Raw genomic sequence first — 26,282 nt, 5'->3', positions numbered from 1 at the left:
TATTTTTAGACTCTTTGTCAAGGAACATTTTTCAACGTTGACAAAACTTAGAAACACTAGGGATACACTAGTTTATTAAGGTGCGAAGTTTGAGTCATTTACTATCCATTTTTTAAAATATATGAAAAACAGCAATTAAAAGGGGAAATGGCAAATGATTGAGGTGATCGGTGCTTTAGCCGCCTTCTTTATGGGTCAATGGATAGCCTACCGTTCAAAATGGGTGACAAATGGGTCTTTATTAAAGATGATCGCTAGTTCAATTGGGGTTATTGGTTTTTCGATGATTTTGTTTGTTTTCGCAGGTAAGCACATGGTAAGTATTGTCGTTGTACCAACAGTTATTTGTGCGGCAATTTTATCCGCAAAATACCGGATGTATATAACAGGATTTATGAAACAGTTAAAAGGAGACTTTAAAAATGGCGCGTAAATTGGGCGTTTCGATTTATCCGGAACACTCCACAAAAGAACAGGATATGTCCTATTTAACAAAAGCTTCACATTATGGATTCGAGCGGGTTTTTACGTGCCTGCTTTCTGTTAACAAGGAAAAAGAGGATATCATTACTGATTTCAGCGAAATTATTAATCATGCAAAAAGTAAAAATATCGAGGTTATCCTGGATATTGCTCCAGCTGTTTTTCAAAAATTAGGCATTAATTATGATGATTTGCGCCTCTTTTCAGAACTTGGAGCTGATGGGATTCGCCTAGATGTGGGATTTGATGGCTTAAGAGAAGCTAAACTGACGCAAAATGAATATGGGCTGAATATTGAATTAAATATGAGTAACGATATTAACTACTTAGAAAATATACTCTCGCACCAGCCCAACAAAGATAGACTGTTAGGATGTCATAACTTTTATCCTCAGCGGTTTACGGGCTTACCCTATGATTTTTTTGTTCGCTGTAGCCGAAGATTTAAGAGGTATGGGATACGAACTGCTGCATTTGTTACATCTCAAGGAGGTGCTATAGGGCCTTGGGACATTAATGATGGCCTCTGCACCTTAGAACAGCATCGTCAGTTGCCAATAGATATCCAGGCAAAACATTTGTGGGCGACAGGATGCATTGATGATGTTGTTATTGGCAATGCTTATGCGAGTGATGCTGAATTACGGTTACTCAGCGAATTAAATCGGAATTTAATTGAATTAAAGGTTCAAACCGAACATAACATGTCTGATGTTGAGGAAAGGATATTATTCAACGAAAAGCATATTCGACGCGGAGACATAAGTGATTATATGATTCGTTCTACTGAGGTAAGAAAAAAATATCAAAATGAAGAATTCCCCCTACGAACTAGTGTTTCACAAAAAAGAGGGCAAATTTCAATTGGAAATAATTCATTTGGCAAATATAAAGGTGAACTACAGGTTATTTTAAAGGATATGCCACAGGACAAACGAAAGAATATCATAGGAAAAGTGGTTGACGAAGAATTATTTCTATTAGATTATATAAAGCCTTGGGGATCTTTTAGTCTTAAAAATAAAGGTTAATATAAGATTGATTAATTACGGCTTAAAAAAGGCAATGGGGGATAATCCCATTGTCTTTTTACTTGATGATAGCCAACCAGGAATTATGCGCGGTAAAAACCCCTTGTGCTCCAGTCTTCTTTCTCTATTCAAAGCTTCTAGTAATCGGATCTGCTAATAGCATCTAAATAGCTTGTTTGAAAGGATTTCATTATGTCATTTTGTCATATGCCCATTACATTCGAAACACCCATAATTTAGTTACCTGAATAAAACTTCCAGGCATGTCTTCTCATCTCAATGACATAGACTTTTTAAATGAAGAACTTGTCTAATAGTTACAAGAGATTGGAGGCGAAAAGGGTGAATGATGTCAGAGAGGGGCCTCTTACGGGATTGCGCGTCATCGATATTGCGACAGTATATGCTGCACCGTTTGTCGCCGACTTCCATCAGATATGAAGGTCGCCCCGCATATCCTTGTCTTAAGCTACAGTTACTACTGCCCTCACTGTTCGGGACTTGCACCCTAAAGTCTGCACTCATGCCAAGCTCACATAAAGCAGCCAGCCCAAAAGGCTGATTGCTTTTTTCAATGAACATCATTCAAGCGAAAACAAGGGAAATGAACTCCCACTGTAGAAGTCTTGAAGAACCAACATCGTCTGGGGGGGTTAAGGTGTTAAAACGGTTCGCAACGGAAGAGGCACAGGCTATTATCGATTCATCGCATGATGGTATTATAGTGATCGATAAGGAGACGAGAGTCTGTCTTGCCAATCAGCATGCCACTAGATTATTGGGTTTGCCAGCCCATATTGTCGGTTCAAAACTGACGGAATTTATTCCTAACACCGATTTGCTAAGGATTTTACAAACGGGTAAAACGGAATTTGGCGATATTGCCACAGAGCTTAACCATAAGCTGATCATTAATCGCTTGCCCATCCTTGAAAATGGGGAGGTTATTGGTGTTGTTTCTAATTTTAAAGAAATACATAACATTCAAAAGATGGAAATGAAGATTAGAAAACAGCTGCATCAAAGCGGCTTGGAGGCAAGACATCAGTTATCAAACATCGTTGGCTCATCAGATCGCTTGGAAGAGTGCAGGATCTTGGCGAATAAATTCGCCAAAACCGAGGCAACGGTGATGATTTTGGGTGAATCGGGGACCGGGAAAGAATGGTTTTCACAAGGGATTCACTTAAGCAGTTCCCGGGCTGCCGGACCATTCGTCGCCATAAATTGTGCAGCTTTACCTGAAAGTTTACTAGAAAGCGAGCTTTTCGGTTATGAAGAAGGAACGTTCACCGGTGCGGCCAAAGGCGGAAAAATGGGGCTTTTTGAACTTGCTCACGGCGGAACAATCTTCCTTGACGAAATTGGTGAAATGCCTTTGCAAATCCAAGCTATGCTCTTGCGAACGATTGAAGAACGCGAGATTCGCAGGGTCGGAGGTCAGAAGGTGGTACCTGTTGATGTTCGCATCATTGTTGCAACAAACCGAGATCTGGAAACGATGGTTGAAGAAGGGGCATTTCGCAAAGATTTATATTATCGGCTGAATGTGTTGACGCTGGAATTGCCTCTATTGTGTGAACGGCTTTCAGATATTCCGGAATTAGTAGATTCCTTTTTAAGGGAATTTAATGAGAAAAGCAGTAAAAAAATAGATGCGATCAGTCAAGATGTGCTCACCTTGTTTCAACAATATCATTGGCCGGGAAATGTCAGGGAGTTGAAGAATGTTGTTGAAAGAATGGTCCTTTTAACTGAAGAGGGGACCTTGACGATGAAAGATGCCCACTTTTTTAAGAAAAAGGTGGATAAGTCTGCTGTGCGAAACCCGGCTCTCCCTGACCTTGAGAAACAGGCTATTATATCAGCACTTAAGGAGGAAAAAGGAAATAAAACAAAAGCCGCGGAAAGGCTTGGTTTTGACCGAAGCACACTTTGGCGGAAGATAAAAAAGTATAACATTTCTTGAATTGATCTGATGCATATTTGCAACACTGTTGTATATTGAAACGGATAATTATCGAAAAATAGCAATAAATCAGTATAATAGAATTGGCATGATTTTTGCATTATAATCTCTTAAAGGAAAGAGGTGACCTGTTTTATGAAACATCATTCACTGGCTGTTATTCCGGGTGATGGCATAGGGCCCGAAATTATGAATGAAGCAATGAAAGTGCTGCAATTAATTGAAGAGATGCATGGCGGTTTTAAATTCGATATTCAATCGTTTAACTGGAATTGTGAGTATTACCTGAAGCATGGAAAAATGATGCCTGATAATGGAATGGAAATTCTTAAGGATTTTGATGTGATTTTATTTGGTGCCGTTGGTGAGCCGCGTGTGCCTGACCACATATCTGTTTGGGAATTGATTCTGCCGATCCGCAAAACCTTTGAACAGTATGTCAACATGCGCCCGATAAAATTATTAAAGGGTCTCGAGAGTCCGCTCAGGCATAAAAGTCACGATGATTTGGATTTCGTTGTTATCCGGGAAAATACCGAAGGCGAATATTCGAATATGGGCGGCCGTCTGCACCAAAACACACCGTACGAGATAGCTGTACAAAACAATGTCTTTACACGATACGGGACCGAGCGGATTGTAAAATATGCCTATGAGTATGCGTCATGCCACAATGTTAAACGGCTCACTGCAGCGACTAAATCCAATGCCATGAATCATTCTATGACATTTTGGGATGACATCGTGAAGGAGATTAGTCAGCAATACAATACGATTGAGACAAATCTTTATCATATTGATGCCCTAGCTGCCTATTTTGTGTCGAACCCGGAAAAATTCGATGTTGTCGTTGCCAGCAATTTATTTGGTGATATTCTCACAGATTTAGGGGCGGCGATTGTAGGGGGGCTGGGGCTCGCGCCATCAGGCAATATTAACCCTGAACAGAAATACCCTTCAATGTTTGAGCCTATCCATGGATCCGCCCCTGATATCGCGGGAAAAGGAATAGCTAATCCTATCGCGCAAATTTGGAGTGTTGGGATGATGATGGATCACCTAGGTTACAGCGAGTTAAATCATTTGATTCTTGAAAGCATTGAAAACGTGCTTGTTGACGGCAAAGTCCGCACACCTGATCTCGGCGGAACAGCGACAACGTCTGACATGGGTGATGCGATCTTAGAGCGGTTAAGAACGCTGCTGGAAAGTGAACGAGAACAAGTTCATAACGGGTCACAGTAACAAGAGGAGGAGAACAAAATGGTAAAAAATCAGTCAGGCAAGCTGCTGGTTGACCCGCGTTATAAAATCGCAAACCGTGAAGCGATCATCGGCATTATTTTGGCTGTCATAAATTTTATCTGGTGGTTTGCCTTTGCATTTGGTTTGGGCTCTAAAAAAGTGGCCGATTACCATTATGTGATGGGACTTCCAGCTTGGTTCTTTTACAGTTGTGTCGTTGGTTTCATTGTTATCACTATTTTACTTATCGTTGCTGTTAAATTCCTTTTTAAAGAGATTCCTCTCGATGACATGCCTGATCAAGATAGAGGTGACCATAAATGAACTGGTCAGTTGTAATACCAATGATTCTTTTTATTATCGTTGTTTTTCTTGTCGGCATTTATGCTTCAAAAGCAACCCAAAGATCTGATGATTTTCTTCAAGAATATTTTCTCGGGAGCCGGCAGCTTGGCGGTTTTATCCTTGCGATGACAATGGTTACGACCTACGGAAGTGCTTCCAGTTTTATCGGCGGTCCGGGGGTGGCCTATACGGTAGGCTTAAGCTGGGTCTTGCTTGCGATGAGCCAGGTTGTTACCGGTTATATCGTTCTTACGGTTCTCGGTAAGAAGTTTGCCATTATGGCAAGGAAGATTAAGGCTGTCACGCTCATTGACTTTTTGCGGGAGCGCTACCAAAGCAAATGGGTTGTCATTTTATCCGCCTTAAGCATTATTATTTTCCTTTTTTCATCAATGGCGGCGCAATGGGTCGGCGGCGGCCGTTTGATTCAATCGGTAACGGGATTGCCTTATCTGTCAGCCTTGTTTATTTTCGCTATTTCAGTTTTAGTCTATGTTATCATCGGCGGATTTCGCGCTGTCGCCATCACTGACGCCATTCAAGGCATCGTGATGTTTGCCGGAACCCTGATCATTTTAATTGGCACAATCATTGCCGGCGGTGGTGTCGACAACATTATTTCTGATCTGAAAGCCATCGATCCAGGTCTCATTACACCCTATGGACCCGATCATCAATTTTCCGCTGCTTACATATCCTCTTTCTGGATTCTTGTCGGTGTCGGCGTTGTCGGACTGCCTCAGGTAGCCGTCAGAGCGATGTCATACAAGGATTCCAAAGCGATGCACAGAGCTTTGATTATCGGAACGATTGTAGTCGGTGTGGTCATGCTCGGCATGCATCTTTCGGGTGTATTCGCAAGGGCTGTCATGCCAGATATTAAAGTAGGGGATAAGGTGATGCCGCTGCTTGCGATCAAGGTACTGCCCGCATGGGTTGCCGGTGTCGTCCTTTCAGCGCCTATGGCGGCCATCATGTCCACCGTTAATGCGCTGCTCTTACTTGTCAGTTCCTCGATTATAAAGGATGTGTACTTAAACTATATTAAACAAAACGCATCACATCAGCGTGTGAAGCGTCTCAGTATGGGGATAACGGGAATTGTTGGTGTTCTGGTTTTAATCATGGCAATCAAACCGCCTGATTTGTTAATTTGGCTCAATTTGTTTGCGTTTGGCGGGCTTGAAGCGGCATTTATTTGGCCGGTCGTTATGGGGCTGTATTGGAAGAGGGGCAATGCCTATGGCGCGTTGACTTCCATCATTGTCGGTGTTGTGTCATATATCTGCTTCAGCACCTTTATTCCAAGTCCATTTGGGATGCACGCTATTGTGATGCCGGTCATTTTGTCATTTTTTGGCTATGTTGCCGGGAGTCTATTAACAAAGGATGTTGACGTTTTTCAACAAAATAAAATTATCTCTAAATTTTGGAGCGTCTAAAATCGATTGAAGGGGAGAGTCCTTAATGGAAAATTTAGTCTTAGACAAGCGGTATAAAAGAGACAAGGAACGGGTCATAAATCTGACGCAGCAATTGGTCCGAATACCAAGCGTCTATCGTCCTGATCAGCCGAACGAAAATGAGCAAAAGGTCGCTGAATTTGTTGCTGCTTATATAAAAAAACTAGAGTTAGAGGTTCATATTGAGGAAGTTGTGCCCGGGAGACCCAATGTCATTGGCATATTGGATTCAGGAAAACCGGGAAAGGCATTATTATTCGAAGGCCATACGGATGTTGTGACTGAAGGGGATCGATCATTATGGGAGCATGATCCCTTTGCGGCTAAAGTTGTTGACGGCTTCATGTATGGCAGGGGGACCAATGATACAAAGGGGAACCTGGCATGTGCTATAACAGCTGTTCAATCCATAATAGAAGATAAAGAGTCTTTTACAGGCAAGATTATTTTATGCATTCCTTGTGATGAAGAGGGCATGATGATCGGCATCAAGCACTTTATCAAACAAGGGTGGGCTGACGATGTTGATGGTGCGATTATTTGTGAGCCTGAAGAAAATCAAATTTGTGTTTCCCAAAAGGGAGCGATGCGAGTCGTTGTCAGGGTGTATGGCAAAATGGCCCATGGCGCTATTCCGCTGAGCGGCATTAATCCCAATACGAGGATGGCAAAAATAATATGTGAACTCGATAAGCTTGAACAATATGAAAAGAAGCGGTTAGGAAAAGATCCTGAGCTCGGCTGGCCTAGTATAACGCCAACGATTCTGCAAGCCCCGGTTGCCGGAGATGCCCAGATCAATGTTGTGCCGGACCAATGCATGACAACGCTTGATATTCGAACGATACCTGGTCAAGATCACCATCAATTAAAGGAGAACATTCAGGATATTTTTGATCAGCTTGCGGAAGAGGATCCGGATTTTAAAGCTGACTTAGAGGTGATCGAGGACCGGCCATGGACCAAGACAGACGCAGGTCACCCCGTTGTCCGGGCGATTGCTTCTGCATACACATCGGTTACCGGTAAAGAACCGACTTACAATGGTGTACCCGGTGCAACAGACGGGACCTTTTTGCACATCGCCGGCATCCCAATTGTAACCACAGGAGCAGGTGACCGGGAAATACCCCACCACATTAATGAATATGTTGAGCTGGAAGAGCTCGCGACAACAACACAGATTTACCGGGAGGCTGCCTTGAATTTTTTAAATAAAAGCTAAAAAAGTGAAGGGAAGATGAACATGCCAAAGGGTCAATCAGCTGGTAAAATCCATCCGGTGGAGAAGTCCGCAATCAGCAAAATAAAGTTACGCATTATTCCTATGGTACTTATTCTTTATGTTGTCAGCTATCTTGATCGTGTCAATTTAGGTTATGCGTCCTTAGACATGAATGCAGATCTGGGTATTTCAGGTGCACAGTATGGCTTAATGGCGGGGATATTTTTTATCGGTTATTTCCTTTTCGAAATTCCAAGCAACATGTTAATGCATAAAATAGGCGCCCGTGTTTGGATTGCCCGTATATTGATCAGCTGGGGCATTGTTGCCATGATAACGGGTTTCGCACAAAATGTAGTTCATCTTTATACCATAAGGTTCATCCTAGGTATTGCAGAAGCGGGATTTTTCCCAGGCATTCTTTTATATCTGACCTATTGGTTTCCAGCTAAGGAACGCGCGAGGTCGGTCGGGATGTTTATGGTCGCCCTTCCTATTTCTTATATTATCGGCGCCCCGTTATCTGGATTTATTCTCGATTATGTTCACTGGGGTGGTTTTGATGGTTGGCGCTGGATGTTCATCATTGAGGGACTGCCAGCGGTCATCTTAGGGATTTTAACGCTGTTTGTTCTTCCTAACCGGCCACTGCATGCCAAATGGCTTACAAATGAGGAGAAGACTTGGTTATCTAATGAACTTGAAAAAGAGAACCATCAGAAACTTGAACGCCATCATTTTTCCACAAAAGAGGTTTTATTTAACGGGCGGATCTGGCTGCTCGGATTCATGTATTTTTGTGTCGTTATAGCTTTGTACGGGGTCGGTTTCTGGGTGCCGCAAATTGTGAAAAACATTTCTGAAAGTCTGTCTGACACGGGTGTTGGCTTCGTTGTAGCGATTCCATATATCGCCGGAGGGATCGCAATGGTATGGTGGAGCCGCCATTCAGATAAAACGCTTGAACGCCGCTATCATACTGCCATACCATTAATTGTTTGTGCCGCGGGTTTGACAGCTCTTATTTATATTTCGGATTCGGCGGTCCTTTCTATTGTGATGCTGGCCATTGTCATTATGGCTACCTTCAGCTATTTCGGACCTTTTTGGTCGCTGCCTTCCTTGTTTTTAACTGAGGCTTCCGCCGCCGTCGGGATAGCGACCATTAATTCGCTCGGAAATCTAGGCGGATTTCTTGGTCCATACGCCATCGGTGCAGTGTCGGATGCTACAGGAAGCATATATAGCGGCCTTTATATTATCGTCGCATTTTTGATTATCGGTTTCTTGGTTACGTTGGGATTGCGTTTGAAAGGCGGAGAAACAGAAGCGGTCATTAACAAGAGCGGAATGGGGAGGAATTTGAAATGAGATTACAAGATAAAGTGGCCATTATCGTTGGTGCTTCCGGTGGAATGGGCCAGGAAACGGTAAAACGTTTCTTAGAAGAAGGCGCTATGGTTGTAGCAGCCGATCTAAATGTTGAAAAACTGCAAGACCCAGGTAAAGATCACTTTCTTCGAGTAAAAACAGACATTACAGTTCCAGAGCAAGTTGGTGATTTGATTGATCAAACCTTGCAACGCTTCGGCCGGGTTGATGCATTGGTTAATATTGCCGGTATAGCCCAGGCGGCTACACCGATTGAAGAGGTAAGCGAACAGGACTGGGACCGGATTATGGCGATTAATACGAAATCGATTTTCCTGACAAGCCGTGCTGTTGTGCCGGCAATGAAAAAACAGGTGGGCGGCGGTGTGATCGTTAATGTGGCATCCATAGCCGCAGTTCGTCCGCGGCCGGGATTGAATGCCTATATAGCATCCAAGGGAGCGACGCTCGCGTTCACTCAAGCTTTGGCCATTGAATTAGCCGAAAATAAAATTCGCGTCAATGCTGTCAATCCAGGACCTGCTGATACCCAGATGCTCGGGAAATTTACAGCGGAAGGGGCAAATGCCGAGGATACTAGGAACGCCATTTTTAAGGATAGTGTTCCTTTAGGCGAGCTGATCCAGCCACAAGATATTGCTAATGCGATCGTTTATTTAAGCTCCGATGAAGCGAGAATGGTGACGGGATCTATTTTTAACATTGACGGCGGCAGGGGGATATGACATGAGCCTTCAAGGGGTGAATCATCATATGACGGCGAATATCAGTAAAATGTTCATTAACGGAAAATGGCTGGAACAAGATACTGGTGAAACGATTGGTGTCATGAATCCAGCAAATGGAGAGATTATGTATCACATCCCAAGAGGGCAAAAGGCTGATATTGACAGAGCTGTTGCTTCTGCCCGCGATGCTTTTGAATCTCAAATTTGGCAAACGTTTAAGCCTGAGACCCGCGGCCGTATATTATGGAAAATGGCGGATCTGATTCGCCGGGATAAAGACAGCATTGCGGAAATGGAAACGCTTGATACCGGAAAACCTTTGTCACAAGCTAAAGCGGACGTTGAGGCCGGTGCCGGGTATTTCGAATATTATGCCGGAATGGCTGACAAAATTCTAGGGGAGACGATTCCAATAGCATCTGGTATTCTGGATTTTACCGTTCGGGAACCTGTCGGGGTAACCTCCCATATTGTGCCTTGGAATTATCCGCTGCAAATCGCATCACGTAGTACGGCGGCAGCTATAGCCACAGGTAATACCGTTGTTATGAAACCGGCTGAAGATACGCCAGCCACGGCTTTGAAGCTTGCTAGGCTCTTTGAGGAAGCCGGGTTGCCAAAAGGTGTGTTTAACGTTGTAACGGGTTATGGTTATGAAGCAGGGGCAGCACTTTCTGACCATCCCGGCGTCGATCATGTGACATTTACAGGCTCGGTTGAAACCGGAATGGCCGTCATGACTGCTGCAGCAAAGAATATTACACCGGTCACCCTTGAACTAGGCGGGAAATCACCGAACATCGTCTTCAGCGACTGCCATTGGGATGAGGCTTTGAATACGGTCATGCGCTCCATTATTCAGAACGCTGGCCAGACGTGTTCCGCCGGCTCTCGTTTGCTCGTGCAAAAGGACATCCATGATAGATTTGTTGACGCTTTATGTGAGAAAATGCAGTCGCTTGTAATCGGCCCGGGGATTGATGATTGTGATCTTGGCCCGATTTTGTCGGAAAAACAATGCCGTAAGATTGAAAGTTATATAGATTTTGCAAAGCAAGAGGGTGTAGCGATCAAAACAGGCGGCAACAGGGCGAACGTCGAGGGGTCTGAAGGTGGGTTTTACTTCCAGCCGACCGTCTTAGATCATGTCGCTCCTGACAGCCGATTAGCCAAAGAGGAAATTTTCGGGCCTGTCATTGCTGTTTTCCCATTTGAGACCGAAAAGGAAGCATTAAAGCTCGCCAATCATTCGCCTTATGGTCTTGTTGCCGGGATTTGGACTAAGGATATCGGCAAAGCGCATCGCCTTGCGGAAAAAATCCGCGCCGGTCAAATTTTCATTAATAATTATGGAGCCGGAGGAGGCATTCAAATGCCGTTCGGCGGGTATAAAAAAAGCGGTTTTGGCCGGGAAAAAGGCCTTGAGGCGCTAAGGAATTACACGCAGTTGAAAAATGTCGCAATAAAAACGTCATTATGAATACCTGCAGCCCATTCTATAAGATGTTTAAGGGTGGGCTGTTTTTTTGCTATTCACGGAATAGGAATTACTTGGTGAATTGACGTAATCAAGTTATACTAAATGTCAGCTATTTGCGAGCAACTTATTTTATTGGTTTAATCTTAACGAAAGGCATATAATCAAAAAATTTTGGATATAAAGAAGTCTATAGACAAAAGTTAATTGGAGTGACTGAAATGGGAAAACGGGTTAAAAGAGTTCAGTATCAGCTTGACACAAAAGGAATTAAACAATTACCTCAAAACGAAATCAAGGCTATATTACGCGGTGCTGATGAAATGATATTGACTGGAGGAAGGCGGCTTCTTGCCAAGGTTTTAAAAGGATCTAAAGAAAAAAAGGTCCTAGAATTAAAACTAAACCAATCGCCAGTCTATGGGTATTATAAATCTCTTAAGCTTGAAGATGTGATGGCTAGAATTGATTGGATGATCAAGAGTGGGTATTTAACTACTGATTATGATTACAGACTGCCTCTCCTTATATACACCGATAAAGGCTGGGAGATAGAAAGGGACACTTATTCCGATGAATTATTTAAAGAGCTAAAGGCTGCTGCTGAACGGGAAGAATATGATTATGTTTCTCAATTAAAAGATAGGAATAGGGGTATGATTCTTTTATTAATCGAGAAAATCAGAATGTCGGAAGATCGCAGTCTTATTCCAATATTAAAGTATTGGCAAACGCTTGACTACAAAAAGGTAAGACAAGCGATTCAGGAAGTGATTGATGTTTGGGAAAGAAATAATTAAAAAAGCATTATGCATTCAATCGTGCTTCAATTCTTCTGGTTGTCCGTTCGTTTGCATTTGTTTTCTCGAACAAGAGATCTAAGTCCGTTTCCATTTGCTGTTGACGGAGATCGGTCTTTTCTGCGACTTTTCGTGTAAAAGTGACATCACTCAAAATAATAGACATATCATGCTTTATTAACCTAACATCTTCCTTCACGCCGGCCATATCTTTTTCAAAACGCTGCTGGCCTTGATTTAATTGCTCAAAGCCGGATTCTAATCGCTGGTGATTTTGATTTAATTGCTCAAAGCCGGACTCTAATCGCTGGTGATTTTGATTTAACTGCTCAAAGCCGGATTCTAATCGCTGTTGATTTTGATTTAATTGCTCAAAGCCGGATTCTAAACGCTGTTGATTTTGATTTAACTGCTCAAAGCTGGATTCTAATCGCTGTTGATTTTGATTTAAATTCTCGTAATCGGATTGCATACGTTTTTGGCTCTTAGTCAATTGTTTATTTCCTGACTCTAATTTTTCCAGTCTTTCATTAACGTTGTCTCGAAAATCATGAAATTCACCATGGAAAGATTCAAAATCCTTGATAAAACCGCGCAATAATTCCTCCATTAGTCACACTCCTTCTAATAGAATTTAAAGTCTTTACTTAATTATAAATGCGAACGCATGTTTTGTAAAGGATCCTATTCAAAAAAATTACCTGAATTTTCTTGCCCAACCACACGGGTTTTGTTAAAGTTATTTAAACGTTTAGAGGGGGGTTATCCATGATTACATATCCATTTTTGAAAAGCGAAGCGACAATCGGTGTGACGGCACCTTCATCGGGTGTTGAGAAGGAGCTGCATGATCTTGTGAAGGAGTCGTCCCGGCGCATGGAGGAGAAGGGTTACACAGTTATATCTGGCAATACGGTTTGGACACAAGACAAGGCAAAATCAGCACCTGCCAAAAAGCGTGCTGAAGAGTTTAATCAAATGGTGCAGAACAGCCACATAGACCTCATCATCCCTCCTTGGGGCGGTGAGCTGTTAATTGAGATGCTGTCTAGTGTAGACTTTGAAAATATGAAAGAGAAGTGGATCTTGGGTTATTCGGACACTAGTATGTTGCTCTTCGCGATCACTTTAAAAACGGGGATAGCTACGGCTCATGGCACAAATTTAATAGATTTGAGAGGCGAGTATTCAGATGAAACGACTGCGATGTGGAAAGCGGTTCTGTCAACAAAATCCGGTGACTATATCATTCAGCATTCATCTGAAAAATATCAAGAAAAGTGGCAGCATGATAATCCGTCACCTTGTGTTTACCATTTAACGAAACCAACATATTGGAAATCGGTCAGAGACAAAAGTGTTAACATGCAAGGCCGCTTACTTGGCGGCTGCATAGATATTATCAGGCATCTGATTGGCACGCCTTATGGGGACGTTGAAAAGTTTAGGAAAGAGAAAATTAATGGAGAACCTATTTTATGGTATTTTGAAAATTGTGAGATGTCGACAACCGATTTGCGCAGATCACTCGTCCAAATGAAGCTGGCTGGCTGGTTTGAAAACTGTTCAGGTATTCTGTTTGGGCGAAGTGACGCCAATCAACCTATTGACAATTACACTGTTGTAGATGTTTACAAAGACCTATTTGATGAACTTAACATCCCTATCATCTATGACATTGATTGCGGTCATGTCCCCCCGCAAATCACTTTCATTAATGGCGCTTATGCCGAGGTCGAGGTAAAAGACGGCAAAGGGACAGTCTTGCAAAGATTTATATAAAACCACCCCTTTTTGCATGATCTCCTTCTAACGTTTTATAATGAGGGAGAATAGGGGTGAGTAGGTATGAAAGGCAATGACCGATTACAAAGCGATAATGGGTATGATCATCTTGACGATTCAACCAAACGACAGTTTAAGGTGCATCAAAGGTATGAATGGTTTCATATTTTAAATGATGTAATGATAGCAACATGGTTCTTGATCGGCAGCTTCTTTTTCTTTTATGAAAGTTTGGTTGAGGCAGGTACTTGGCTATTTGTCATCGGCAGCGCCCAGATGCTGATCAGGCCCGCAATCCGCATTGCCCATAAATTGCACGTCAAAGATAAATTGATGAATAACAGCCATTTTTGGTAGAGAAAAAGATGGATTATACTTTCATGTGAAACCATCCGGAAAATTTAAGATTGCTGCTGTGGATTTTCTTTAAGATAAATATATATACTATCAAAAGCCATGTGGGCAAGTTAAAGGACTCACATGGCTTTTTCCCATTAGCAGGTTAAAGAAAGGCTGAAGGAGCAAATCAAAAAAAATAAATGATAGGAAAACATCGTAGAGTGGGTGTGATGAAAGACGAAAAGCAGTAAATAAAAGCAAGAAATGTCTTTCATAGAGGTGATGAACAACAAAAGACGGCCAAAGAGAGGTTGAAATGCCGTTCATAAGTAATAAAATGGTAAAAACAAAACACACAGTTCATTTGGTAAATCATTTCTGTAAAAGTAACACATTTTCCATGATATATAACTCCTCTCAAAGGGCAACTTGACCTCTGTCTGCGACTTTGGCTTGCCAATCGCCAAGTTTTCTATATAGAATTATTAAAAAAGAGGTTAGAATTGGATGGGTTAGGAACTACATATTTTAGGAGGTAGATGCATGTGGACCAAGCCGGTTACAAACGATATAAAGGAAAAGTGGTATGCGTAACAGGGAGTTCACGCGGTATCGGCCGTCATCTAGCTTTGCGTTTTGCAAAAGAAGGCGCCGATGTGGTCATCAATTATTTTCGAAATGGTGACGCAGCAAGAGAGGTGGCGAAAGAGATTGAGGATTTGGGTCAAAGCGCTCTAATTGTGCGCGCTAATATGGCTCAAGAGGAAAAGATCATCAGCATGTTTGATAAAATACGGGCGGAGTTTGGCCGTCTTGATATTTTTGTACATAATGCAGCTTCAGGACGCAATCGTTCGGCAATGGAAGTCGATGTTAAAGGCTGGGATTGGACTGTTAACATTAATACACGCGCATTTCTCATTGGCGCCCAACAAGCCGCACAGTTAATGCCTGAAGAAGGTGGCGCAATGCTCGCGCTTTCTTCATTCGGTTCGGATCATGTATTCCCCTATTACACAACGGTAGGGGCAAGTAAAGCTGCTTTAGAATCACTGGTTAGGTACTTTGCGGTGGAACTCGCTCCCCGCAAAATTAACGTTAATGCCATCTCAGCTGGGGCGGTAAAGACTGATGCATTAGGGCATTTTCCGGAAATGGATAAAACGCTTAAGACGATTGAGAAAAAAATGCCCTACCATCGCATGGTGTCGCCAGATGATATCGCCAATACCGCGTTATTTTTGTGTTCAAAAGAGGCGGAAATGCTGCGCGGACAAACCCTTCGCCTAGATGGCGGGATAACCTTGCTCGTCCCTTAGCGATGTGTTTCAAACAGAAAAGTTGAACGATTAGCATAATAGGAGTAAAATGTTCCCTAATATGTGACTGCCACTTTAGGTTATAAAAATGGAAAAGCTAGCCAATAATACGACTATACTTCAGACACCATCTGGCATGACATACGGCCAGTGGTGTTTTTGTCATCATGCATTGGCTATCTTATATACATTACCATACTATTTTAACGAATGGAGAGCGATAACATGTCATCAACATTAACAAAAGACCAAATTGAGGAAAGAGTGAACAGTGTCGTTTGCAGCCAATTGCAAGTCGAGCCGTCAGAAGTCAATGGAAGCAGCTTGTTTGTTGATGATCTTGGTGCGGATTCACTTGACTTGACCGAACTTGCCATCGCGTTCGAAGATGAATTTGACATCGAGATTCCGGATTCGGATTTTGGTCAACTTTCTACCGTCACCGGCGTTGTCGAGTATGTATCAAATCGCTTGGCCTAACTAATAAGGGAGTGAAAGAATTTGTTCGAATTTGGCGGAAAAACACTGACAGAAGAACGCGCCCTTCAATTCATTGAAAAAGGCATGTGGACGAATGAATCGTTTGTCGATGTATTGGAGCGTGATGCAAAGCTTTATCCTGAAGTCGTACATAAGGACGAAGAGCGAAGCCTCACTTATAAGGAAATGTGGGAAGAAGTCGAATCGGTTGCAGCCAATCTATATGAAATGGGTATCCGAAAAGGTGATACGGTCGCTCTTCAGATGCCTAATACACTTGACTATGTCATTGCCATATTTGGAGCCGCGCGAATCGGTGCGATTGGTGTATTTTTACAAGTCGATCTCGGACGGGAGGCACTGATTCAAAGCCTTAAGCAAGTTGATGCCAAAGCTTGGATCGTCGCAGATTATTATCGCGGACAACCTTTATACGATGCGGCAATCGCCATTCAAAAGGACATTAAGTCATTAACACACGTTATTTTGCAAGGGACCGATTCCCTCAAAAATAATGATATTAAGACATTCACATCATTGCGGCGTAGTGGAAAGACGCTTTCAAAAGAACTGCTTGATGAGAATAAACCCAAACCATTAGATGCATTTGTCATGGTGTTTACATCAGGCACAACCGGGTCGCCAAAAGGAATCGTCCATCTGCACGCCAATTATCTCTGGTCGTCAAGGTCTTTAGTAGATAACTTTGGTTATGAGCCTGGATGCGGTGTTCTTGACCTTGCGCCGATCAGCCACCAAACCGGGATGCTTGCGGGTGTCATGATGACGATCGCAACCGGCGGCCGAATTCTGCTTCTTGACCGTTTTTCGGCAAACCGCGCATTGAAATGGGTTGAAAACGAAAAGCCCAATTTCATCATAGGTGCTCCGCCGCATGTGATTCATATTGCTAATTCGCCCAATTTAAAATCATCCGATACATCAAGTGTTAAGGTGTTTATCTATGCAGGAGCCCCCGTTCCAAGCACAGTTCTTCAAAGGCTGCAAACGGACGGCGGCATTAAAGTCGGCGGCATGTTTGGCTGGTCGGAAGGCTTTGTGGCTACGGCAAATCAGCCGGATGACCCAATCGACGCGGTCAGCAGCACGGTTGGCTTTGGCCTTAAGGATATCGAGATTCGCTTGGTCGATGAAGAAGGCTGTGATGTGAAGCAAGGCGAGCCGGGAGAATTATGGTCGCGCGGTCCAAACTTCTGTGCCGGTTACTACAAAAATGAAAAAGCCGCAAACCGTCAGTGGGATGATGAAGGTTGGTTCCATTCCGGTGATTTGTTGAGGCAGGACGAAAATGGGCGATACAGCTTTATTGCCCGGGCTGACGATGTAATAAACCGCGGCGGCACGAAAATTGATCCAAAGAGTGTGGAAGACGTCATTGCGGGTCATGATGCTGTGGAAAGAGTCGCAGTCGTCGGTGCTCCGCATGAGACACTCGGTCAGCAAACCGTTGCTTGTATTGTGTTAAAAGAAGGTACCGAGCGGTTTGGCCTGCCTGAATTGCGCCATTTTCTTAGTGAACACGGTCTGGCGAAGTTCCAATTTCCTGATCGGTTAGAATTCCTAAGCGAACTGCCGATGACCCATTCCGGAAAAATCAAAAATAGGGATTTGCGTGACCGGTTTCGTCAGGGAGCATAGGGAGAACCGCCTTTCAAGGCGAGAGACTAAAACATGAACGGGGGATTGGGAATGAGTATTTTAAATGCCTCTGAACCAGATGCGATTCAACTGAACGGGCAGACCATCGATTCTGAACTTGTTAAACGAGCGAATCAAATCCGCAATCGCGTCTTGCAATTTCGCCAAGAAGAATCAGGGGATTGGGCGGAACAGATCGAACGCGCCGGGAGAATACCTGATGCTTTATGGGACAGGATCCGTGAATTAGGATTTCATAAACTGACCCAGCCCAAGTGGGTAGGCGGCGAAGGCCTTCCGCTATCCCTTTATTTTCCGATTCTTGAGGAGATATCGCATTGTCATGGATCGATTCGGATGATTTTTCACGCCTACAACAGTATTTGGCGTACTGTTGGTCAAGGGTCAAAGGCACAGCAAGAGCATTGGCTTACCAAACTAGTGGATGAAGGGGCTCTCGTTGCTTTTGCTTTAACTGAGCCTGATAATGGAACTGGCATCGATCTGAGAACGACAGCAAACTATGAAAACGGTAAGTACATGTTGAACGGGCGCAAACATCTCATTACGTTCGCTGAGGAAGCTTCGGTTATCACTGTGATTGCTAAAATGGAAGGTGAGGCTGGCCGCGGCGGTTTGACCGCATTCCTGGTTCCAAACGGCACGAAAGGTATGAATTTGGAACCGATGCCCCATATGATGGGTGATAAAGGGTGTTCACATGCCATCATCACATTTGAAAACTGTGAAGTCGCCGAAGATGACGTGCTTGGTGACGTTGGGGAAGGCTTCGGTGTTGCTGTTCGCGGGTTTCTGGATCAAAGCCGGGCATGCATTGCCCAAAGCGCAGTCGGTTTGGCACAAGAAGCGCTTGATGCTACGCTGCAATTTGTCCGCAAAAGGACAACGTTTGGCAAGGCCATTGCCAGCCGTCAGGCCATTCAAATGAGGCTTGCGGAAATGCAAATGGCTGTTCAAGGCGCACGGCTGTTATGTTTGGATGCTGCCCGTAAATTTGACAAGGGAGAAGATATTTCTCTCGAAGCGTCCCTTGCAAAAGGCAATGCGATTCGGATGGTCAGGGAAGTCACCGACGGGGCATTATCTTTATTCGGAGGAATCGGTTACTCGGTAGGCAGCCCAGTTGAACGGCTTTATAGGGATGCACGTTCTCTTTGGTTTGAAGAGGGCACAGCGGAAATGCAAAAAATGACGATTGCTGAGGCTATGCTGACAAATGCCCGCCGCCGTGAACGGGCGAGGAGGAAGAAGTAACGTGCTCACCGCACAATTTACAACAGAAGATGGCTTTTCCACAGTCCAGATAGACGCCGCGCCATTAAAGCAAGGCGAAGTCCGGATCCGGGTTGAAGCCTGCGGTGTGTGCGGCAGTGATCGTCAAGTCGTGAAGGGTGAAGCCGTACCGGCGGGCACATCATTCCCATTGACAATGGGACATGAGATTTCAGGCACAATTGTTGAAATAGAAGAGCAAGTGGGAGACTTCCAGGAAGGTGATCATGTCGCGGTTCACCCTTTTATATTCTGCGGGACATGTGCAGCATGCCAGAACAATCAGCCCAATCTTTGTATTAGACAAGCGGTGATTGGCTATCACAGACCAGGGGGCTTTGCAGAACAGGTCATTGTACCGCAAAGCCAATTGATTAAGCTCCCTGACCATTTTTCAAGTGCTGCGGCGGCAGTGTTGGTGGATGCCTATGCAACGCCATTTCACGCCATGAATCTATCGCGTGTACAAGCCGGGCACACGGTGATTGTCATAGGTACCGGCGGAATTGGACTGGCTTCTCTCCAACTTGCTGATATTTTTTCCGTTGGCCATTTGGGTGCTGTTACTCGGCGTGCTTCAGGTGTGAAAATAGCGGAAGAATACGGATCAGAAGCAGGCTTTACCATAATGGATGATGCAAGGCGCACAGCGAGAACCATTCGCCGCTGGTCAAAATCAGGCGGCATAGATGTTGTCATTGACACGATTGCCAGTAGGGAGACGGTAGCCTTGGCATTGGACATCGTAAGGCCAGGTGGTAAGGTGACCATTATTGGCATGTCGGATGATACCGTGTCAATCCCAATCGCCAAGACAGTCCGGCGGGGCATTCAGGTCATAACGAGCTATGGATCGGTTATTGAGGACGTCGGTAAACTAGTGGAATTAACCGCTGCGGGAAAGCTAGACCCAACGAAGCTTATTGCGGGAACTATTGCTCTCGAAAATATAAATCAAGCATTTCAAGATGTTCGCATGTCAGGGCGTTGGGTGATTGAACCAAATCGGAAATGACATCTGAAATCCTCCAATCCAAAAAAATAAAATGCTTACAAAAAGGTTCGTACCCTAAAGGTGTACGGGTCTTTTTGTATTGATATAAAACAGAATCTTAAGTGTTATTTCACCACAAAAAGAATATATATCTATTAAAACCACGTTACATGGAGGTTTTACCCAATGGGAAGGTTAAAAATCAGTTCATACCATGGGAAAATCAACGGTGCAGTCCGTGTCCCATCGTCAAAGTACCATTTGCATCGCGCGTTGATCTTCGGTTCATTAGCTAAAGGCAAGACCCGCATTACAGGTAAATCATATGCCGTCCATATTAAGGATTCCCTTAATGCCTTAAAGGACTTAGGTATAAAAATAAACAATACGAAACATGGTTACATTGTCGAAGGTGGTCCATACATACCTGTAAACGGGGGGGTTCGTGTCGGCAGCTCTGGTACAACCTCTCAGTTCTTAATTGGCCTTGGTTCCTTTTCCCAAAACGGTCCTGCGACTTATGATGGTCAAAAAGCATTAAAAGCAAGGCCAATGGAACCCTTGCTTAATGCTTTATCGGATATGGGGATAAAAAACGAGTCGGATAACGGCCGTTTGCCTATCACTGTTTATCCCGGTTTACCAAAAGGGGGCAAAGTACAAATCCAGGGCACATTAAGCCAATGGATTTCAGGATTATTAATTTTGGCGCCTTTGGCATCTAAAGATACTGTCGTTGAAGCCATACCTCCTTTAAATGAAAAGACGTATATCAATTTAACGATTAACATGATGAACCAATTTGGCATTAATGTCATCGAACATCCAAACGGCCGAACGTGGACGGTCCCTGCTAAGCAAAACTATCATCCTGCCGATCTTACATTAGAACCTGATCTATCATCAGCAGCCTTTCTACTTGTTTTGGCTTCACTTCACCCAAGCGATTTAATATTAGAAGGCATTTCTGCAGGGGGCTCCCATCCTGAGGGGAGAATCTTGGAGATTGTGGAAAAAATGGGTTTGCCAATTGAAGCCGACCATGAAAAGGACCAAATCGTTATCAAACATAACGGCATCCAGCCAACCGCCAGTCTTGAAATTGATATGAGGAACATGCCGGATTTAATTCCAGCATTAAGCGTTCTCGCCGCACTTTCCAAAGGGAAAACGGTTTTGAGAAACATCGGTCCAGGAAGATTAAAGGAGTCCAACCGGGTTAAAGCAATGCTCCAACTAAATAAAATGGGGGCTGATATTAAGGAAGTAGGCGATGATTTGATCATTATGGGGGTAGATGATTTAAAGGCCGCTTCCATCTCCACTTACAATGACCATCGTGTTGAAATGGCTTTTGCAATAGCCGCGACACGAGCCAATGGGGAAAGTGATTTAAGCTTCCCAAATGCCTATAAAATTTCTTATCCTGAATTCCTGGATCATATGAAACAATTAGGACTCGATATGAGAATTGAAAAGAGTGAAAGAAAAAGGGAAAGGAGACAATTGCAGCATGGGAAAAGAATGTCAACCGGAAAAAGAACCATTGTTCCTGGACCATCTAAAAAAGGTTGATCCAGGAAAGGCTGCTATCGTTGACCTCAGTCTGTCGGCACCGATTGAATTAAATTATGGCCAGTTAGAGAATCTAGCGAATCGCACCGCCCAGGGTCTTATCGAGAAGGGCATTAAACCAGGGGAATTTGTTGCATATATGATGCCAAACAGCTGGGAATTTGTTGTTGTAACGTTGGCCATTTGGAAGATCGGGGCAGCAGCCTGCCCGATTTTACCGACGCTGAGGGACCGTGAAGTTTCTTTTATTATGGAGAAATCAAGAAGTAAAATGCTGATCGTCCCTAAAGAGTTTAATCACTATCAATATAAAGCGATGGCTGACCGTATTAAGCTTAACCTGATCGACCTGGAATCTATTGTGGTGATTAAATCAAGGGATCCGTTTGATATTGAACATTGTTTGGGCGGGCTCGCTCAAAATGAGCCTGATCTGGAAGAAGTAAATGGCCGCAGTCCAACCACTTTAACGGATGCCCAACTCCTTTTTACATCGGGCACGACGGGTGAGCCTAAGGGTGTGATCCATACACACGGCACTTTGAGCTATGCGGTTCATGCTCATACGAAAACATTAGGGTTAACCGGGAGGGATGCGATATGGGTCCCTTCCCCACTCGCCCACCAGACCGGTTTTCTGTACGGAATGATTGTAGCGCTGTCACTTGGGGCCAAACAAGTCTTAGAGGCAAAATGGGATGTCGAAACAGCGCGCCGGGCAATTGAGGATTATGGTTCGACTTTTGTCCAAGCTGCGACGCCGTTTTTAGCGGATATTTCCCGAGAACCAAACCCGCCAATAGGGCTGAAAATCTTTGTTGCGACCGGTGCATCTGTCCCAAGGCGGCTTGCTCATGATGCAACGTCTGCTTTGGGCTGCAAGGTCGTTGGCGGTTGGGGTTCAACGGAAACATGCCTTGTCAGCGTCGGTTCACCTTTCAGTAATGATGAAAAGGAATGGGGAACCGACGGGCAAGTCATTGAAGGGATGGAAATGAAGATTACAGATAATGAGGGCAACGAGGTTACTCCCGGTAGGGAAGGCATGTATCGTGTTAAAACGCCGGCGACTTTTACAACTTATCTCGGCCATCATGATTGGTATGGGGATGTCATCGACGAAAACGGCTTTTTCATTACTGGTGACTTAGCCACGATCGATAAAGACGGCTATCTAAGCATCACCGGACGTGTTAAGGATATCATTAACCGCGGCGGGGAAAAGATCCCGGTAGTTGACATAGAAAATATCTTATATATGCATGAGAACATTAAAGACGTTGCAATCGTCGGGATGCCGGACGAGCGGTTAGGCGAGCGGATTTGCGCCTATGTGTCGCTTAAAGTCCCTCAGGCTTTTTCATTAGAGGATCTCACCTCTTTTCTGGAATCTAGGAATACCGCCAAAATCTATTGGCCGGAACACCTTGAGTTAATTGATGAGCTGCCGCGGACGGTGACAGGAAAGGTTCAAAAATATATTCTGAGACAAATGATCGCTGACAAACTTCAAATCAAAAGTTAATACCTAATTAAGGCAGGGGAATGGTCTTGGATGATAAAATATTTCAGAAATTAAAATGTGAAGCAAGGGAATATGTCAATGGTCCCCTTCGGAAGATGTCTCAAAGGATTGAAGAAACAGGCGAGTGTGGAAAAGACATTTGGGACGAACTGAGAGCGCGCGGCTATCTAAACCTGACGGCACCGGAATCATTAGGGGGCCGCGGTCTTCCTTTTTCACAGTATTTAGAAATCATTAAGCTTCTATCGCAATCCCACGGCTCAGTTAGGGTCATCGTTCATGTTTGTAACGGGATTTGGCGGCCGCTTTTGCCGATCGTGAATGATGAGCAGAAAGAACGGTTTGTTAAACCTCTTATTGCTGGTGATGTCATAACCACTTTCACCTTAACAGAACCCAATAGCGGATCTGGCGCTGATCTTAAAACAACGGTACGGAAAGATGGCTCAGACTATCTTGTCAATGGAGAAAAGTGGATGATTTCTTTTGGCGATATTGCGGATTATTTCCTGCTTTTTGCGCGTTTGGAGGGGACTACAGGTTATGACGGTACATTGGCTTTAATGGTGCCAAGGGATACCCAGGGGTTGGAAATTAGGATAATGCCTGGGACGATGGGCCAAACCGGGACAGGGCATGCCCATTTGGAATTAAAAGATGCCCGTGTCCCAGTCGCAAACTTGCTCGGTGAGCCTGGTCAAGGTCTAATAGCCGCTTTAAATGGCTTCCTAGATCCTAGCCGTATTTCTGTTGCGATGACCTGTGTCGGCCTTGCAGAACGGGCCCTAAATCTTGCAATTGAAAGGGCAAACGAAAGAGTCACATTTGGCAAGCCTTTAGCAAAGAGGCAGCTTATCCAGTCCTACATCGCCGAAATGGCGACAGATATTGAAGCCGCTAAGGCTTTGTGCCAAAATGCCGGAAAACTTCAAGATCGGGAAGCGTTGCTACCGGCACAAGCATCAATGGCGAAGTTTTACAGTGTTGAAATGGTGAAAAGGGTTACTGATAAAGCACTGCAAATTTTTGGCGGAATCGGTTATTTTAAAGGCAGTGAAATCGAAAGAATTTATCGTGATGCCCGAATGCAGTGGTTTGAAGAAGGCACGGCCGAAACACAAAAAGCGGTTATTGCCAAACATTTTTTTGATAAAGGATGAGACAATATGACCGTTTCATTGCTTTTTAAAAAAGGGTATATCGGAAGTTTGACCTTGGATCACCGCATCCTTATGGGGGCCATGCATCTTGGTATTGAGGGTGACAGGGAGCAATTAAATCAGCTTAAAGCCTTCTACAGCGAAAGAGCTAAAGGCGGCGCAGCTCTTATTATTACCGGTGGTGCTGCCGTTCTTCCAAGCGGAGGCGGCGATCATATGTATTGTTTAACAGAACAGGATCATCGCGTCCAACTTCAAGAACTAATAGAGGCAGTCCATTTGGCTAGAGGTAAAATGGCTTTGCAATTGCAGCACAATGGCCGTTATGCCAAAAGCTCTGAAACCGGGCTGGAACCCGTTGCCCCTAGCGCCATCATGTCAAAGGTGACGAAAGAAAGACCTGTCGCGCTTTCGACAAAAGAGATTCATGACATCCGGGATGCATTTGTTAATGGAGCGGTATTTGCCGAATCTGCAGGGTTCGATGCAGTTGAACTCATGGGTTCTGAAGGTTATTTGCTTAATCAATTTCTCTCGCCGCTTACCAATCAACGGGAGGATAAGTATGGCGGCGATTTTTATAAAAGAATGGCGCTGCCGCTTGAAATTGTCTCAGGCATTCGCAAATCACTTGGGTCCGATTATCCGGTCATATACCGGATGTCTGGTGACGATTATATGGATGGCAGCACGACGCGCGCCGAAACGGTTCAATTTGCGCGGGAGCTGGCCAAGCACGGTGTCGATGCATTAAATGTCGGTGTCGGTTGGCATGAATCACGGGTTCCAACGGTTGCTGCCATTGTTCGCGCCGGCGCTTTTGCTCATGTTGCATCTGAGATTCGCCAAGCAGTAAATATCCCTGTTATCGGTGCTAACCGCATCCATACTCCTGAATGTGCTGATGATGTTCTGAATCAACAGTTAATGGACTTTGTCGCGCCTGCACGGCCTTGGCTTGCCGATGCATCTTTCGCTCAAAAAGCAAAGACGGGCGGCCGTGAAGAATTGAATGTGTGTATTTCCTGCAACCAGGAATGCCTTGATCACACAATGGGACATCCTCCATCGCCGGTTGGCTGTCTTGTCAATCCGCGAACAGGGCACGAATGGAAATGGGGCTTGAAAGACAGAGATCATCACGGTCAGCAGAGACAGAACATTGCGGTGGTTGGCGGTGGGATTGCCGGGCTTGCGGCGGCCAAAGCGTTGGCTGAAAAATGTGAACGGGTGACACTCTTTGAAGCCAAGGGTCAATTAGGCGGCCAATTCCTTTTAGCTTCTCAAATCCCCGGGAAAGAAAACTTCCTTGAGACGATCCGATTTTATAAAACGTCACTTGAACGTTTGAACGTAAATGTGAAGCTTTCTTATCAACCTGCAATAGATGAATTAAGGGCATTTGATAAGGTCATAATTGCGACCGGTGTAGAACCAAACATTCCTAGGCTGCTAAAAGGAACAGATCTTCCTCATGTTGCTGCCTATTCCGACATTTTATCCAAAACAGTCACATTGGGAAAAAGAATTGCCATTGTTGGCGGCGGTGGAATCGGTTGTGACCTTGCCCATTTTATCGCCGAATCCCAGGCTGAACAGTCTCATCGTGTTGATGTTACAGTCATTTCCAGATCTCCAAAACCTGCAAAGAGAGTCGGTCCGACGACACGTTGGGTGCTGATATCGAAGCTTAGACAGTTGGGTGTCAACATTTTAAAAGGCTTTGAATGTAAAGAAATTACTGAAGATGGCGTTTGGGTTCAAAATAATGATGGACAACAATTTATTGAGGCAGATCAAGTTATTCTTTGTACAGGCCAAACTGAAAATAGGGAGCTCTTCGATGCACTAAAAGGGCATGTTCCGATTGAAACGATCGGCGGCAGTGACATTGCCAGCGAACTGAATGCAGCAAAAGCGATTCAGCAAGCTTACAGCCTTATCTATGATTCTATAACGGAAGAGGCATCGGCTAAAAACTAGAAAGGGAGATTA

General features: G+C 44.2%; 23 protein-coding genes. 22 read left to right on the top strand and 1 reads right to left on the bottom strand.

Annotated elements, in window-relative coordinates; genetic code table 11:
- Nucleotides 1–154: 154 nt before the first annotated feature.
- The 11 genes from EV207_RS12230 (at nt 155) to EV207_RS12180 (ending at nt 12,158) form a co-directional block, all read left to right on the top strand.
- Nucleotides 155–433, top strand: a complete 279-nt coding sequence (locus tag EV207_RS12230; RefSeq protein WP_132746432.1) for a hypothetical protein — start codon at nt 155–157, stop codon at nt 431–433.
- A complete protein-coding gene (locus EV207_RS12225; RefSeq protein ID WP_132746431.1) occupies nt 423–1,514 on the top strand; it encodes a DUF871 domain-containing protein in 1,092 nt (363 codons plus the stop codon). The genes EV207_RS12230 and EV207_RS12225 overlap by 11 nt, the downstream gene beginning before the upstream one ends.
- Nucleotides 1,515–2,172: 658 nt before the next feature.
- Nucleotides 2,173–3,483 (top strand): sigma-54 interaction domain-containing protein, encoded by a 1,311-nt coding sequence (locus EV207_RS12220; RefSeq protein WP_243647044.1) that lies wholly within the window; start codon nt 2,173–2,175, stop codon nt 3,481–3,483.
- Between the two features lie 135 nt (nt 3,484–3,618).
- A complete protein-coding gene (locus EV207_RS12215; RefSeq protein WP_132746430.1) occupies nt 3,619–4,728 on the top strand; it encodes a tartrate dehydrogenase in 1,110 nt (369 codons plus the stop codon).
- Between the two features lie 18 nt (nt 4,729–4,746).
- Nucleotides 4,747–5,052 carry a YhdT family protein gene (locus EV207_RS12210; protein ID WP_132746429.1) on the top strand — a complete coding sequence of 102 codons (306 nt, stop codon included), beginning with the start codon at nt 4,747–4,749 and terminating at the stop codon, nt 5,050–5,052.
- The gene (panF, locus tag EV207_RS12205) at nt 5,049–6,515 is read left to right on the top strand and encodes a sodium/pantothenate symporter (protein ID WP_132746428.1); all 1,467 of its coding nucleotides are present in this window, start codon (nt 5,049–5,051) and stop codon (nt 6,513–6,515) included. Before EV207_RS12210 ends, panF begins: the two co-directional genes overlap by 4 nt.
- Nucleotides 6,516–6,540: 25 nt before the next feature.
- Nucleotides 6,541–7,761 (top strand): M20 family metallopeptidase, encoded by a 1,221-nt coding sequence (locus tag EV207_RS12200; protein WP_132746427.1) that lies wholly within the window; start codon nt 6,541–6,543, stop codon nt 7,759–7,761.
- Between the two features lie 21 nt (nt 7,762–7,782).
- Complete coding sequence (locus EV207_RS12195) at nt 7,783–9,132, top strand: MFS transporter (protein WP_132746426.1); 1,350 nt, start codon at nt 7,783–7,785, stop codon at nt 9,130–9,132.
- Nucleotides 9,129–9,878 carry an SDR family oxidoreductase gene (locus EV207_RS12190; RefSeq protein ID WP_132746425.1) on the top strand — a complete coding sequence of 250 codons (750 nt, stop codon included), beginning with the start codon at nt 9,129–9,131 and terminating at the stop codon, nt 9,876–9,878. Before EV207_RS12195 ends, EV207_RS12190 begins: the two co-directional genes overlap by 4 nt.
- Before the next feature lies 1 nt (nt 9,879).
- On the top strand, nt 9,880–11,361 hold the full coding sequence (locus EV207_RS12185; RefSeq protein ID WP_243647043.1) for an aldehyde dehydrogenase family protein: 1,482 nt from the start codon (nt 9,880–9,882) through the stop codon (nt 11,359–11,361).
- A gap of 218 nt (nt 11,362–11,579) precedes the next feature.
- Nucleotides 11,580–12,158: an RQC-minor-1 family DNA-binding protein gene (locus tag EV207_RS12180; RefSeq protein ID WP_132746424.1), complete on the top strand. Its 579-nt coding sequence runs from the start codon at nt 11,580–11,582 to the stop codon at nt 12,156–12,158.
- A 7-nt stretch (nt 12,159–12,165) separates the two neighbouring features.
- Here the strand turns inward: EV207_RS12180 and EV207_RS12175 are convergent, their stop codons facing one another.
- Nucleotides 12,166–12,768 carry a hypothetical protein gene (locus EV207_RS12175; RefSeq protein ID WP_132746423.1) on the bottom strand — a complete coding sequence of 201 codons (603 nt, stop codon included), beginning with the start codon at nt 12,766–12,768 and terminating at the stop codon, nt 12,166–12,168.
- Between the two features lie 158 nt (nt 12,769–12,926).
- On the opposite strand from EV207_RS12175, the gene EV207_RS12170 reads away from it, so the two are divergent.
- From EV207_RS12170 to EV207_RS12120, 11 genes are all read left to right on the top strand, one after another.
- Entirely contained in the window at nt 12,927–13,940 is a 1,014-nt protein-coding gene (locus tag EV207_RS12170; protein WP_132746422.1) for a S66 family peptidase, read from the top strand.
- A gap of 66 nt (nt 13,941–14,006) precedes the next feature.
- Nucleotides 14,007–14,300 (top strand): YrhK family protein, encoded by a 294-nt coding sequence (locus EV207_RS12165; protein WP_132746421.1) that lies wholly within the window; start codon nt 14,007–14,009, stop codon nt 14,298–14,300.
- A gap of 527 nt (nt 14,301–14,827) precedes the next feature.
- Nucleotides 14,828–15,601 (top strand): enoyl-[acyl-carrier-protein] reductase FabL, encoded by a 774-nt coding sequence (gene fabL / locus EV207_RS12160; protein ID WP_243647042.1) that lies wholly within the window; start codon nt 14,828–14,830, stop codon nt 15,599–15,601.
- 225 nt (nt 15,602–15,826) lie between these two features.
- A complete protein-coding gene (gene acpP, locus EV207_RS12155) occupies nt 15,827–16,081 on the top strand; it encodes an acyl carrier protein (protein WP_132746419.1) in 255 nt (84 codons plus the stop codon).
- A 21-nt stretch (nt 16,082–16,102) separates the two neighbouring features.
- Nucleotides 16,103–17,740, top strand: coding sequence for a class I adenylate-forming enzyme family protein (locus tag EV207_RS12150; RefSeq protein ID WP_132746418.1), 1,638 nt, complete (start codon nt 16,103–16,105; stop codon nt 17,738–17,740).
- Between the two features lie 51 nt (nt 17,741–17,791).
- Entirely contained in the window at nt 17,792–19,015 is a 1,224-nt protein-coding gene (locus EV207_RS12145; RefSeq protein WP_132746417.1) for an acyl-CoA dehydrogenase family protein, read from the top strand.
- Between the two features lies 1 nt (nt 19,016).
- Nucleotides 19,017–20,048, top strand: a complete 1,032-nt coding sequence (locus tag EV207_RS12140) for an alcohol dehydrogenase catalytic domain-containing protein (RefSeq protein WP_165886927.1) — start codon at nt 19,017–19,019, stop codon at nt 20,046–20,048.
- Nucleotides 20,049–20,213: 165 nt separating this feature from the next.
- On the top strand, nt 20,214–21,602 hold the full coding sequence (gene aroA / locus EV207_RS12135) for a 3-phosphoshikimate 1-carboxyvinyltransferase (protein WP_132746415.1): 1,389 nt from the start codon (nt 20,214–20,216) through the stop codon (nt 21,600–21,602).
- Nucleotides 21,541–23,127: an AMP-binding protein gene (locus tag EV207_RS12130; RefSeq protein ID WP_132746414.1), complete on the top strand. Its 1,587-nt coding sequence runs from the start codon at nt 21,541–21,543 to the stop codon at nt 23,125–23,127. The genes aroA and EV207_RS12130 overlap by 62 nt, the downstream gene beginning before the upstream one ends.
- Nucleotides 23,128–23,153: 26 nt before the next feature.
- Complete coding sequence (locus EV207_RS12125) at nt 23,154–24,287, top strand: acyl-CoA dehydrogenase family protein (protein WP_424511367.1); 1,134 nt, start codon at nt 23,154–23,156, stop codon at nt 24,285–24,287.
- A 6-nt stretch (nt 24,288–24,293) separates the two neighbouring features.
- Nucleotides 24,294–26,270, top strand: coding sequence for an oxidoreductase (locus tag EV207_RS12120; protein ID WP_132746412.1), 1,977 nt, complete (start codon nt 24,294–24,296; stop codon nt 26,268–26,270).
- Nucleotides 26,271–26,282 lie beyond the last annotated feature (12 nt).

Origin of the sequence: Scopulibacillus darangshiensis, from assembly GCF_004341035.1 — a bacterium.
Classification (GTDB): domain Bacteria; phylum Bacillota; class Bacilli; order Bacillales; family Sporolactobacillaceae; genus Scopulibacillus; species Scopulibacillus darangshiensis.
The sequence above is the reverse complement of the archived record's forward strand: the minus strand, read 5'-3'. Positions and strand labels throughout refer to the sequence as shown.

Coding starts and splice junctions, on each gene's coding strand:
- EV207_RS12230 (WP_132746432.1), top strand. CDS start 155: ATGATTGAGGTGATCGGTGCTTTAGCCGCCTTCTTTATGGGTCAATGG.
- EV207_RS12225 (WP_132746431.1), top strand. CDS start 423: ATGGCGCGTAAATTGGGCGTTTCGATTTATCCGGAACACTCCACAAAA.
- EV207_RS12215 (WP_132746430.1), top strand. CDS start 3,619: ATGAAACATCATTCACTGGCTGTTATTCCGGGTGATGGCATAGGGCCC.
- EV207_RS12210 (WP_132746429.1), top strand. CDS start 4,747: ATGGTAAAAAATCAGTCAGGCAAGCTGCTGGTTGACCCGCGTTATAAA.
- panF (WP_132746428.1), top strand. CDS start 5,049: ATGAACTGGTCAGTTGTAATACCAATGATTCTTTTTATTATCGTTGTT.
- EV207_RS12200 (WP_132746427.1), top strand. CDS start 6,541: ATGGAAAATTTAGTCTTAGACAAGCGGTATAAAAGAGACAAGGAACGG.
- EV207_RS12195 (WP_132746426.1), top strand. CDS start 7,783: ATGCCAAAGGGTCAATCAGCTGGTAAAATCCATCCGGTGGAGAAGTCC.
- EV207_RS12190 (WP_132746425.1), top strand. CDS start 9,129: ATGAGATTACAAGATAAAGTGGCCATTATCGTTGGTGCTTCCGGTGGA.
- EV207_RS12185 (WP_243647043.1), top strand. CDS start 9,880: ATGAGCCTTCAAGGGGTGAATCATCATATGACGGCGAATATCAGTAAA.
- EV207_RS12180 (WP_132746424.1), top strand. CDS start 11,580: ATGGGAAAACGGGTTAAAAGAGTTCAGTATCAGCTTGACACAAAAGGA.
- EV207_RS12175 (WP_132746423.1), bottom strand. CDS start 12,768: ATGGAGGAATTATTGCGCGGTTTTATCAAGGATTTTGAATCTTTCCAT.
- EV207_RS12170 (WP_132746422.1), top strand. CDS start 12,927: ATGATTACATATCCATTTTTGAAAAGCGAAGCGACAATCGGTGTGACG.
- EV207_RS12165 (WP_132746421.1), top strand. CDS start 14,007: ATGAAAGGCAATGACCGATTACAAAGCGATAATGGGTATGATCATCTT.
- acpP (WP_132746419.1), top strand. CDS start 15,827: ATGTCATCAACATTAACAAAAGACCAAATTGAGGAAAGAGTGAACAGT.
- EV207_RS12145 (WP_132746417.1), top strand. CDS start 17,792: ATGAGTATTTTAAATGCCTCTGAACCAGATGCGATTCAACTGAACGGG.
- aroA (WP_132746415.1), top strand. CDS start 20,214: ATGGGAAGGTTAAAAATCAGTTCATACCATGGGAAAATCAACGGTGCA.
- EV207_RS12130 (WP_132746414.1), top strand. CDS start 21,541: ATGGGAAAAGAATGTCAACCGGAAAAAGAACCATTGTTCCTGGACCAT.
- EV207_RS12120 (WP_132746412.1), top strand. CDS start 24,294: ATGACCGTTTCATTGCTTTTTAAAAAAGGGTATATCGGAAGTTTGACC.